Below are 12,366 nucleotides of genomic sequence, written 5' to 3'. Positions count from 1 at the left end.
GGCTCAGACTGGATTCTTTCGGGTCAGGTCGCTCCCACAGATCGGACAGCGCTCGCGCTGCTCGTCGAACGTCCGGCCACAGCCCACACACTGAAAGAGCCACTCGCGCTCCTCAGAGATGCCGTCGCGGGCGATCGGCTCGATGTCGAGGTCAAGTCGCTCCGCAACGTTCTGCATCGCGTAATCGTCGGTGACGAGCGTCGCGTCCAGTTCGAGGGCGGTCGCGACGAGTCTGACATCGGTCTCAGAGAGCTCGTCGGCGTCGCCGGACCCGCGTGCCGCGCGCTCGACGGTCGTCACCACTTCAGGGGCTGGGACGTGAATCGCCATCCCCGACCCCTCCATCGCGTCGAATCGGAGCGCAGTCTCGCCCTCGAGTTCGCCGTGGACTGCCGGGACAGACACCACGGCGTCGTCAGTGGTGTACTCGTGGATGAACGCAGACGTGTCGAGGACTCTCATCAGCGGCCGACGACGATGTAGTCTTTGACTGCCTGCACGTTCGCGACTGGCACCTGGAGCCGCCCGGCGTCGTCGCGGTCAAAGGGGAGTCGGTCGGGATCAACCTGCTCGTTCGGGGTCACAAGCAGGTCGTTGAGCCGGCCCGACTTGAGGTCCATCGTAATATTGTACAGGTCACCGAGCTCCGTCCCGTCCGACCCCATCACCGCCTTCCCGGAGAGGTTCTCCGCGAGGATGTCTGCCATATGCTCACCTCTCCTTTGCGACGGTATTAAACGCCACGGGGACGCGCCTGGGATGACGAGACGCCGAGACCGTGATGAAACACTTAACTGACGGCCGGGTCGAACGGTATATAACCGACCTTCTCGGGGCGATTCTCATGACTGACGACACACACACGGACACCCTTCGGACGCCGATCGTCGCCGTGCTCGGCCACGTCGATCACGGCAAGACGAGTCTGCTCGACGAGATACGCGGCTCTGCGGTCAGCGAAGGCGAGGCCGGCGCGATCACCCAACACATCGGTGCGACTGACATTCCACTGTCGACGATCTCCACGATGGCCGGTGAGCTCGTGATGCCCGAGGACTTTGATCTCCCCGGACTATTGTTCATCGACACCCCCGGACACCACTCGTTCTCGACGCTCCGGGCTCGTGGCGGGGCGCTCGCCGACATTGCTGTGCTCGTCGTCGACGTCAACGACGGCTTCCAGCCGCAGACCGAGGAGGCGATCGACATCCTCCGACGCACGGGAACCCCGTTCGTCGTCGCCGCCAATAAGGTAGACACGACCCCCGGGTGGAACCCACAGGACGGCACACCAATCCAAGAAAGTCTGGCGGCGCAATCGGACCGAGCGCGGTCGATGCTCGACGAGAACCTCTACGAGATTATCGGACAACTCTCTGATGCCGGCTTCTCTGCGGATCTCTACTGGCGGGTCCAAGACTTCCAGAAGAACATCGGTGTCGTCCCCGTCTCCGCGATGACCGCCGAGGGAATCCCCGACCTGCTCACGGTACTCATGGGACTCTCACAGCGGTTCATGCGCGAAGAGATGGCGATCGATGTCTACGGACCCGGCGAGGGGACGGTCCTCGAGGTAAAAGACGAGCGAGGGTTCGGCGCCACTATCGACACCGTGGTGTATGACGGCGTCGTGCGAAACGGCGACACGATCGTTGTTGGCGGTCAGGACGACCCAATCGTCACCGAAGTGCGCGCACTGTTGCGGCCGCGACCCCTCGAAGAGATCCGCACGGAGAAGCGGTTCGAGAAGGCAGCCGAGGTCAGCGCGGCCGCTGGTGTCAAGATCGCCGCGCCAGACCTCGATACGGCGATGGCCGGTGCACCGGTCCGCGTTGTGCGCGACCGGCCACTTGAGGAGGTCATCGAGGAGGTGAACGCCGCGCTTGCCGAGATCGAAGTCGACACCGCCGAGGACGGCGTCGTCGTCAAAGCCGACACCCTCGGCTCGTTGGAGGCGATGGCGAATGCGCTCAAAGAGGCCGAAGTACCGATCATGCGCGCCGAGGTGGGCGACATCGCGCCGCGCGACATCGCCATCGCGGAGACGGCCAACCAAGACGAGCACAAGGCGCTGCTCGGCTTCAACGTCAGTATCCTCCCGAACGCGGAGAACGAACTCGAGAGCGCCGACGTCACCCTGTTCACCAACGACGTCATCTACCAGCTGATAGAAGACTACGAGACGTACGTCGAACAGCGCAAGCGCGCTCAACAAGAGACCGTCCTCGACAAGGTGGTCCGCCCCGCCCGATTTCGGCTGCTTCCCGATCACACCTTCCGGCAGAACGACCCCGCAGTCGTCGGCGTCGAGGTGCTCGCCGGGACGCTCCAGAACAACCGGAACGTGGGTGCGTTCGAGGGCAACGAGTTCGACCGCCTCGGCACGCTCTCCGGGATTCAAAAGCAGGGCGACGACGTCGATGAGGCTCGCGCTGGCGAGCGCGTGAGCATCGCCATCGACGGCCCGACCGTCGGACGGGACATCGAGGAGGGTGACACCCTCTGGAGTGAGGTGCCCGAAAAGCACGCGAAGATCCTCGAACAGGAGTTGAAATCGGAGATCACTGGCGACGAGCGGGAGGCGCTCGCCGCCTACCTCGACACGCGGCGAAAGCGCGACCCGTTCTGGGGCAAGTGAGACTAACCGCTATCGGATCTTACCTCAAAGCCTATCGTGGCATTTAATACCGCTTCACAAATTGCGGTTCAATCCACGTGGTACATCGCTGAGACGGCCGGACGCTGTCGTAGATGGTATACGCGGCCGCCGCAACGTTGCAGATTCTGAGGCCGCCATCTGCTGACTTGTTGTCGGTAGCAGTCGGTCGATAAAACGGTACTACGTTGGATGGCTGTGTTGAACTCGCCAAGATCAGTGGCTGATCACGGGGGAGGCTATTCGCTTCCCGCAACTCAGCCTACATCTCCCACTGCTGGAAGTACTCGGGCTTGTCGGCTGTGAACGGACCTCGTTGAGGACGCTGCCCTGCGGTTCAAGCCGGGCCTCAAGCTCAGCCGTTGAGGTGGGCGCGTCTTGTGCGGTCGGCGTGTCGGTGTCGGCGGCCGGCGCTGTGTCCGTCGCCGGCGTAGCGTGTCCGTCACCACCCGACGTGTCCTCAGTCGTGTTTGTGTCGGCGTCGGTGCTGGTCGGCGTGTCGCTATCGGGTGTGTCGTCCGTGCCGGGGTCGTCGCCACGACCGTGGGCCGCTCCACTACTCCCGTCATGATCGAAGACGAGGGCATCAAGCGCCCGGTAGCTACTGTCGGTCGGGTCAATCAGCGGGGCACGGGCGTCCGTGGGAATGGTGGTGAGCTGTTCGCCGCCGGCAACCGACTCGCCCGTAACTGAGTCTGGATTGCCGGGGAGATCATCTTCACACACGCGCTCGGGCACGGGGACTGCCTCACGAGTGAAGCCAGCCCGGAGTGGCGTGTCGGCGTCGTCACCGTCTGTGTCTGCCTCGGCGGCGGCCACCTGCGGGACGTCAGCAATTTCGTATCGTTAGACTCTTTATCGGAGTAATTCATGCCCGAATATACTCCACTATCCCCATTGATGAAATCTAATGAAACGTATTCACGCGTGATCTGCATCATACTAATAGTAGCAGTAATTGTGGTTGCTGGATTTACTGGACCAATAGGTACTGCTACTGCAGCCAATAGTACCGTACAACTAGACTTTTCCTCAGCTTACAATGCCGACGCAGTGTATGGAGCAGACGAGTCCGGGAAGTTTGACAGTTCTGCTGCATTAATTACGAATAATACAGCAGAAAATAACAATAATTCGGGAGACGGGTTGCCAAATGATGGAATATTTGGGTCAACTGCGACTCATCCAAAAATAGAGCTAGATACCGGACATAGTACCGATGGGAACAATACATGGCAGGCATCGGGGACTGAAAATATTACTACAAATATAACCCCCGGAAAGTATGAAACACTCCATATAATAGCCTCTGCTGGTGGGGCTGGCACTGGAAATCCTGCAAGATTCGAGACACGCCTGCACTATACCGACGGAAGTACTCGAACATCCCAAGAATTCACCGTTCCTGATTGGTTCGGCGACCCACCGAGCGACCCAGGATACGCGCTTATTGACGGAATGGATCGAATTGAAGTTGATGATACATATGATAACGCAAATCAGCCTGCAATCTGGGGTTACGCAATATCAACGAATTCACAGAAAGAATTAGACAAAATTACAATTAATGTTACTGACAACCAAGCAGGCTCATTCAATTTTTTCGGTGGTGCAGCAACAACGAAGACGAGTGATGTTGTATCGAATAATCCGCCGACGCCCAGCGATGACATAGCAACGGTGGATGAGGATGGCATTGTCACGTCTGATGTACTCAAGAATGATAGCGATCAGGATGGGGATTCACTTACCATATCCAATATTACTGATGGGCCCTCTCATGGAATTGCTCAAATTACTGGACAGAATAATCAGACAATTGAGTTTACCCCGGGAGCAAACCAAGATACTGACGTTAATATTACATATGAGGTAAGTGACGGCAACGGGGGTACCGCGACAGCAACCCTATCAGTCACCGTCATTGATGCACCGGAGGTCGTCTCAATCTCTCGAGCGACTCCACTAACACAGAACACCAGCGCTGATACAGTCGTATTTAATATAACTTTTTCAGAGAGTGTAAGTAATGTCACTAGTGGAGACTTTGAGACGACAGTAGTGAATGGGGAACCCTCACCAAGTATTACGGAAATTAACACTGGTGGGGACGGTAATGGCTCAACCTATCTTGTTAATCTCTCAGTGAGCGACAGTAAGGATGGAACGTTTCGGCTTAACCTCAGCGACGACGACGGCATCACCAACAGCAACGGCGTCCCGCTTGGAGGCACTGGGACCAGTAGTAGCGGAAACGGCAGTGCTACCGGTGAGACGTATCGTATTGACAATACTGATCCAGTGTTTGACGCTGGGTCGACTGCCGGCGTATCCATTGCTGAAAACAGAAATGAAAGTGACATCCTTGATCCCAACGCTGCTGACGATGGGGTATCTTCCTCGGAAGTATCGTACACGTTGTCCAGTGGTGCCGGAAATGACGCAGCAGATTTCAGCATCAATACAACGACTGGACAGCTATCTCTCGATACAGCAAAAGATTACGAAAACCCGACCGACAGCGACGCGCAGAATGACTATGAATTAAATATAACTGCGACTGATGAGGCTGGTAACACTGCTGTACAGGAGGTTACAGTTACCATTACCGACGTGACTGAACCGCCGACGCTGTCAACCACACAGGGCGGCAGTAGCTATACCGTAGAGGGCAGCGCCGTCGTAGTTGATAATGGGCTAACTCTCAGTGATGACGACGGCGGCACGGTTGCAGGAGCTAAAGTAAGCATAGGGATCGGATTTAACTCAGCTGAAGACTCACTCAGCTGGAACCGTACCGTTGCAAGCGATGTTGATGTGTCGGGTGCGTATGACTCAGATACTGGCGTGCTTACATTTACTGGGAGTGCAACAGCCAGTGAGTGGCAGGCTGTGCTGCGGACGGTCAGCTACGACAATATGGTGCGTGACCCTGCTACGGTCAATCGTTCAATTACCTTTTCACTCGGGTCAGACAGCTTGTATAGCCCAGAGACAAACCACTACTACGAGTTTGTTGAGAATTCCTCTATCGACTGGGACGATGCAAACCGGAATGCTGCAGCAAAGACCTATTTTGGGCTCCAAGGGTATCTTGTAACAGTCACGTCAGAGTCAGAAAACGAGTTTGTCGCAGACAAACTCTCGGGAGAGGGATGGATGGGAGCCTCTGATGCCGCTGAAGAGGGCACGTGGCGGTGGGTCACCGGTCCTGAAGGCACCGAGGAAGGAGGTAGTGGTCGACACTTCTTCAGCCAAACTGGTGCAGCCGAGAACTCTGACAGTCTTGACTCGGTTTACGGAGGTACCTCTCCTGGTGGGGGGAACACAGTAAATAGCAGCTACGTAAATTGGGATACTAATGAGCCCAATGACTACGCTTCTGGTGAAGATCGCGCACACTTCCTGACCGATGCACAGTGGAACGACTATGCGAATGGGGACGACTCAATTGAAGGCTACGTCGTTGAGTACGGCGGCTCAGCCGGTGATCCAACGCTTGATCTAAGCGGTGAGAAGACAATTGCAATTACTGACCCTGCTCCAGTCATATCCCAATACGATGTGGGTAATCCCTCCGATCGAAACGTAAGCATTTCATTCAACTCAACTGATCAACTGTCTACAGTAGTGGTTTCAATTACCGGCGCAGAGACTGTTTCTCTTACTAGATCAGATTTTACTGAGATAGCTAATACCGATGGGACATACAATTACACCGCAACGTATACTGGTAGCATCGATGGGAGCTACACGGCTACACTCACCACGGCAGAAGACGCGGCAGGGAATGATGGGGCTGCACGCGAATCCAGTAGTGTTGGTGTAGACGTAACCCCGCCACAGATATCTAACCTCACCATCACGAACCAAGCTGGGCAAGATATCAATATCTCGTTTGATACTACTGAACAGCTCAGTACACTTGAGGCAGCGATCAGTGGTGCTGAGTCGCAGACACTCAGTAAGGCCGATTTCACTGAGCGCAGTAATGGGGCGCACACGTACACGACAACATATGCTGGCTCGAGTGACGGCGACTACAGTGTCACCCTTATAACGGCAACGGACGCTGTCGGCAACGACGGAGGAAACAATCAGTCAGCTACTGTTTCAGTTAGTACCACATCACCGTCACCCCCGCCAACGCCGGATCCAGCTAACTTCGGTGTGACCCTCAGCACGGTCAAGGATTCCGTCACGCCCGACAGTGAAGCAGTCGTTGACGTAGCAGTAGTCAACACCGGCGACCGATCGGACACGCAGACAATTGAGCTCCAAGCAGCAGGGATAACCGTCGATCAAACTACGGTCACACTCGCTGGCGGGGAGCAAACCTCGGTACCACTCACGTGGACACCAGGGATGGATGACCGTGGCGAGGTGCCTATCACCGTTGCAAGCGATGACGATTCCGTCGCAACCTCGATTACGGTAGAAGATTCCGCCTCGGCGGCTTCACTTGAGGTGAGTCTTGACGACCTTTCGGCCACGATCGACGCCGGCCAGCCACTGACCGTCGGGTATACTGTCACGAATCGCGGCGAGAGAGCAGGTTCACAATCGCTCCAGTTCCGCGTGAATGGAACACAAGAAGCGACCGAACCGGTCGACCTCGCGGCGAACGCGTCCCAACGTGGGACGTTCACCTACCGTCCCGACCGCGACGACGTCGGTCCGCTGTCCATCACCGTCGCGAGCGCGAACGACAGCGCGACCGGGAGCGTCACCGTCGAGTCGCCCGGGCCGGCCGACATCGGTATCGCGAACGTGACCACCTCCTCACCCGTCACGGAGAACGGCACGCTCCTCGTCGACGCCACGCTCGAAAACGCGGGGCCAGGCCCCGGGGAAGCCTCTGTCGCGTTCACCGTTGCAGACTACAGCGACGAGACGACCGTCCGTCTCGGGCCCACTGAGACGACCACCGTCACCTTCGAGTGGCCGACCACGCCTGGCGACGCCGGCACCTACACCGCCGCCGTCACGGCCGCCAACCAGACGCGTGAGCGTCCCGTCCGCGTCGGGGCGTCGACCACCGACTTCGCCGTCACGTCACTCACTCAGACCGGTTCGGGCACCGAAGACACAGCGCTCACGCTGACGGCCGATATCGAAAACGTGGGGGCTGCTGCGGCAACCCAAGACGTCGTGCTCCGTATCCCCGGAGCCAACGTCACGCAGCGCACGGCCGTCACGCTCGAGCCTGGTGCGTCGACGAGCGTTACGTTCACCTGGACGCCTCCCTCGGGTGCCGCCGGCAGCTACACGGCTGAGGTTCAGACCGCCGCCGACACCGCCACGACCAGTCTCGCTGTCGAGCCAGCCGTCCAATCGCTCCGCGTAGACACGGCCGCCGACACGATACTCGCCGGGGAGACGACGACTGCCACGGCGACGGCCGTCTTTACCGATACGACGACGTCGACCGTCACCGATGCGGCGACGTTCACCGTGGCCGACCCGACGATTGCGACCGTCGACCCCGATGGAACCGTTACCGGTGTCGAACCGGGGACGACGACGATCACCGTGACGTACGCCAATCGGACCGCCACGACCGAGCTCACCGTCGCAGACGCCACGCCCACGGTCGACACGGCCGTCGTCTCCACCGGACGGCCAGACCTACTCGAGGTGACGTTCTCGCCAGGGGTCTCGCTCTCTGGCGACGATCCGACCGCAGGGATACGCGTCACGGCCGACGGTACGGCCGTTCCAGTGACCACGGTGGTCGCCACTGACGACACGCTACTGGTTGGACTCGGTCGCCCGGTCGGTGCTGGGTCGAACCTCACCGTGAGCTACGACGAGGGTGCCGAGACGCTCGTCGGTCCGACGGGTGTTGCCGCCCCGTCGTTCAGCGACGTCGCCGTCACCAACCGCGTCGAAGACCGGCTCGTTCGAGCCCAGGTGTCGGCAAGCAGCTATCGTGTGACCGCTGGCACGACGGTGACGCTCCGAGCGACTGGTTCGACTATCGCGCCCGGAGTCACGCCCACCTACACGTGGACCGTCGACGGCACTCAGATCGCAGAGACGACGGCTCCGGTCACCACCCACACGTTCACCGAGGGCGGCTCACAGACAGTCGAGGTTCGCGTTAGTGCGCAAGGGGCGTCGGCCGACGACACGGACCGTGTCACGATCGACGTCGACGACCGCCCGCCAACGGCTGCGCTCACCCTCTCCGATCAGAGTGTCACGCCCGGGACGACGGTGACGGCTGACGCGAACGGGTCACGTGATGCCGTCGGTATCGACTCGTACGCGTGGTCGTTCGGCGACAACATGACCGCACAGGGGCCGACGCTCACGACGCCGACGCACAGCTACGCTGCCCCCGGCGAGTACCAGGTGCGCGTGACCGTCACGGACACGAGCGGCCAGACGGACACCGCTACACAGTCGGTCCTCGTCAACGGGCCTCACGCTGACGTACAGACGGAGCCGCTCGCGTTCGGAACGGTGGCCGTTGGATCGACGACGACCCAGACGATACCGATCGAGAACACTGGCACCGAGACGCTGACCGTCACCGATGCCGCCATTGAGGGCGCAGACGCGGCCGCCTACGCACTCGCAGAGCCGCTCGACACCGGATCGCTCACCGTGCGGCCTGGTGAGCGACAGTCCGTCGGGGTTACGTTTGCCCCATCGACCGCCGAAGAGCTGTCTGACGCTGCACTCGTCATCGAGACGGACGACCCAACGCTGACCACTACACGGATCGACGTGGCTGGCGAGGGCGTCGACAGCAACCTCACGCCAGTCGATTCGACGGGAACAGTTGGATCAGTGACCGTCGGCGACACCACGACGACGACCGTCGCGTTCGAGAACACGGGCGATGTAGCTGCCACGCTTCGCAACGTCTCGGCGACCGATCCACAGATGACCGTCACGGACGCGCCCGACACTATCCCAGCAGGCGATACCGAGGCGGTGACCGTCACGTTTACGCCGACTCGAGCTGGTGACACGCGGGCGACGCTCGCCGTGAGTGCCGACGCCGGCAGCACTGCCAGCGCCTCACTAACTGGTTCGGGCATCGCCCCGGCCCTGCGCGTCAGCGACGACACCATGACCTTCGGCGAGGTCGGCGTCGATGAGGCAGCCACGGAAACGCTCGCGATCAGTAACTACGGCACGGATGCGCTCACGATTACGGGGCTGGACATCACTGGCTCCGCGGCTGATGGGTTCACCGCAGGCGAACCACCCGCCACGATTGCGCCCGGTGAGACGGCGACGGTCGACGTGACGGCGACGCCAACGACTGCTGGACAGCAGGACGCAACGCTCGCGATCGAGAGCACCGACCCGACGACACCACGACGAACCGTTGGACTGTCCGCCGAGGGAGTTGCCGCCACGATCGATATCGGTGCACGCACGCTCGACTTCGGTGAGACGGCCGTCGGGGAAACGGCAACGCTGAACCTGAGCGTCGCTAATCGGCCGGGGTCGCCAGGTGACTTGCAGATCGACCGGACGGCCATCGTCGGCCAGCACCCGGAGGACTTCAACATCGTCTCGGGAAGCGCCCCACAGACACTCGCCCCCGGGGAGACACGCACGCTCGAAGTGGCCTTCACGGCCAGCGACGTGGGTGAACGGACAGCCCAACTCCAACTCGAGAGTAACGCCGCAAACGACCCCTTCGCGACGATCTGGCTGACGAACGTCCGGAGTTACATTCTCGTTCGAGAGGTGAGCAATCCGACGGTCAACATCGAAGGCACAAATCTCGAGCGGGGAGACGTCCATCGCGTCAACACGACGACGCCGGCTGCTGCCGACGAGCCGGTCACGGTCGTCAGGATGAATCTCGCGCAGGCTACCGACGGCGACTTCGAGCTGAACACAGTGTACACGTACAGCTCACCGGAGTCGACAGCGCCCGACCGCGGCCCGGGTGAAGCAGTCGTTCGGTACGTCGCCTTCGAGAACCGCAGCGTGCCAACAGGTCTGTTCGCCGACCGGACAGCAACGATCGACGTCGACCGGGCTGCGCTGCCGGACGGCGTCACCTCCGAAGCGATCACACTCCAGCAGTTCGTCCCCGACCGTGATACGTGGGAACCCGTCGAGCTGCAACTCGTCGACGAATCACCGGCTCGGTACCGATTTGAAGCCGATCTGCAGCGCTTTGAGACCCTGGCCGTGACAGCGCCGGAGACGCAGCTCGAATCGCTGACACTCGATCTGGCTGCGACGACACTTGAGGTGAACGAGACGGCTCGTGTCGACGTGACCGCTGCGTTCAGCGACGGCACGACCGACACGGTGACGGCGAACGCGACGATCGTCAGCCGGGATCCCGAGATCGCTCGTGTTGAGCGTGCTGGGGCATCGGGCGTGTCGGTCGTCGGCACTGGGGCCGGTGACACGACCCTCGTCGCGAACGTGACTGTCGGCGCCCGGGTCGTGACCGCTACCCAGCCGATTAGCGTGCGTGCCGGTGGGGATACCGGCGATGAACCCAGCTCGGGCGGCGGTGGTGGTGGTGCACGCTCGTCGAGCCGTGCCGAGGTGCGTTCCAGTCAGGCTGCCGGGAGTATGCGAGGGCCGGCGTACAGCGTCACGCTGCGAGACGTCTACGCTGGCCAGCAGGTCGTCGCCGACTTTACCACCGAGCAGGCGACAGCTGGCGTTGTCACCCCAGGTGCCGACACCTGGCCACCGACGGCGACGACGGAGACACCGGCATCGGAGGCGTCTGCTGTCCGAAACGTCCAGTCCGATGGACTCGTGTTCACCGTCGCCGACAGAGGTGATTACGACCTCAGTGTGTCCGCGCGCGACGTCGACGTCTTCACGACGAACGTGACAGCGGCGAACGAGACGCCTCCAGCCGACACCGTGGATCGCTCCACGGACGCGCTCGGTGAGGCGAGTCGTCAGTTCGTGGAGGCGACCGCTCGTCGGCCGGTCGGCTTCATCACCGTCGACCACAGCTTCGAGCCGGACGACCTCGAGACGGCGACACACCGGTTCCGGGTGCGCAAGAGCTACCTCGCGGCGACGGGTGCCACTGCCGAGAGCGTCACGCTCTATCGTGACGGACCGGACGGCTACCGCGACCTCCCGACGCGGGAAGTCGACGCCGACGAGACGTTCCACTACTTCGAGGCGGAGACGCCGGGCTTTTCGACGTTCGTGATTGGGACCGACGCCCCGGTGTTCGACCTCGGCGACCCCGCGCTCGTGACGGCCGACGAGACGAGCGGGCGCGTGGAAGCGACGGTCCCGGTCGAGAACGTCGGCTCCCACGCCGGGACGTACACGGCACGGCTCCGCGGTGACGGCACGGTGCTCGCGACGACGACGGTCTCGGTGCCGCCAGGAGAGACGGTGACGGCGAGGGTCCAGACGACCCTGCTAGACGCTGACGGAGTGACGCTCTCACTGACTGGCCAATCGATCGGGAGGCTTACCACTAGTGAGGCTGCTGAGAGCACTGACCCAGTTGCGCCACCGACAGACGATGATGCGTCCGCTCTACTCCCTCAACGCATCGTAATCCTGCTGGTGGTGGTGCTTGGTGCCATCTTTGTGTGGATGTCACGGCGATCCAACAGAGACTAACGCCTCTGGAACGTTATTATAGTTACCCACCGGCGTCAACTCTCTCTGACTGAAGCCATTATACCTCCTCCCCGATTCTCTGAACGCTGTGTCTGTCGTGGTATCGACTGCGACGGGGA

At 60.6% G+C, this 12,366-nt stretch carries 5 protein-coding genes and 1 pseudogene; 3 read left to right on the top strand and 3 right to left on the bottom strand.

Translation table 11 applies throughout. The features are described 5' to 3' along the window. Positions 1-3: 3 nt before the first annotated feature. Both ACWUI7_RS02550 and ACWUI7_RS02545 read right to left on the bottom strand, forming a co-directional pair. Positions 4-462 carry an NOB1 family endonuclease gene (locus ACWUI7_RS02550; RefSeq protein ID WP_496640615.1) on the bottom strand — a complete coding sequence of 153 codons (459 nt, stop codon included), beginning with the start codon at positions 460-462 and terminating at the stop codon, positions 4-6. After that, entirely contained in the window at positions 462-707 is a 246-nt protein-coding gene (locus ACWUI7_RS02545; protein ID WP_496640614.1) for a PRC-barrel domain-containing protein, read from the bottom strand. Before ACWUI7_RS02545 ends, ACWUI7_RS02550 begins: the two co-directional genes overlap by 1 nt. Positions 708-844: 137 nt before the next feature. Between ACWUI7_RS02545 and infB the strand changes: the two genes are divergently transcribed. Continuing rightward, positions 845-2,638: a translation initiation factor IF-2 gene (gene infB / locus ACWUI7_RS02540; RefSeq protein ID WP_496640613.1), complete on the top strand. Its 1,794-nt coding sequence runs from the start codon at positions 845-847 to the stop codon at positions 2,636-2,638. A gap of 234 nt (positions 2,639-2,872) precedes the next feature. On the opposite strand, the gene ACWUI7_RS02535 is transcribed toward infB, so the two are convergent. Further along, complete coding sequence (locus ACWUI7_RS02535) at positions 2,873-3,475, bottom strand: hypothetical protein (protein ID WP_496640611.1); 603 nt, start codon at positions 3,473-3,475, stop codon at positions 2,873-2,875. Between the two features lie 51 nt (positions 3,476-3,526). Here ACWUI7_RS02535 and ACWUI7_RS02530 point away from each other — a divergent pair. Both ACWUI7_RS02530 and ACWUI7_RS02525 read left to right on the top strand, forming a co-directional pair. After that, positions 3,527-5,254 (top strand): annotated as a pseudogene (locus ACWUI7_RS02530) (Ig-like domain-containing protein); the annotation flags it as partial. Positions 5,255-6,826: 1,572 nt separating this feature from the next. Next, positions 6,827-12,247, top strand: coding sequence for a choice-of-anchor D domain-containing protein (locus ACWUI7_RS02525; RefSeq protein WP_496640674.1), 5,421 nt, complete (start codon positions 6,827-6,829; stop codon positions 12,245-12,247). Positions 12,248-12,366 lie beyond the last annotated feature (119 nt).

This window comes from Halorubrum orientale, from assembly GCF_059623105.1.
The sequence above is the reverse complement of the archived record's forward strand: the minus strand, read 5'-3'. Positions and strand labels throughout refer to the sequence as shown.

What these genes read in the sequence shown, in the direction of transcription:
- ACWUI7_RS02550 (WP_496640615.1), bottom strand. Translation starts at nt 462, where the DNA reads ATGAGAGTCCTCGACACGTCTGCGTTCATCCACGAGTACACCACTGAC.
- infB (WP_496640613.1), top strand. Translation starts at nt 845, where the DNA reads ATGACTGACGACACACACACGGACACCCTTCGGACGCCGATCGTCGCC.
- ACWUI7_RS02545 (WP_496640614.1), bottom strand. Translation starts at nt 707, where the DNA reads ATGGCAGACATCCTCGCGGAGAACCTCTCCGGGAAGGCGGTGATGGGG.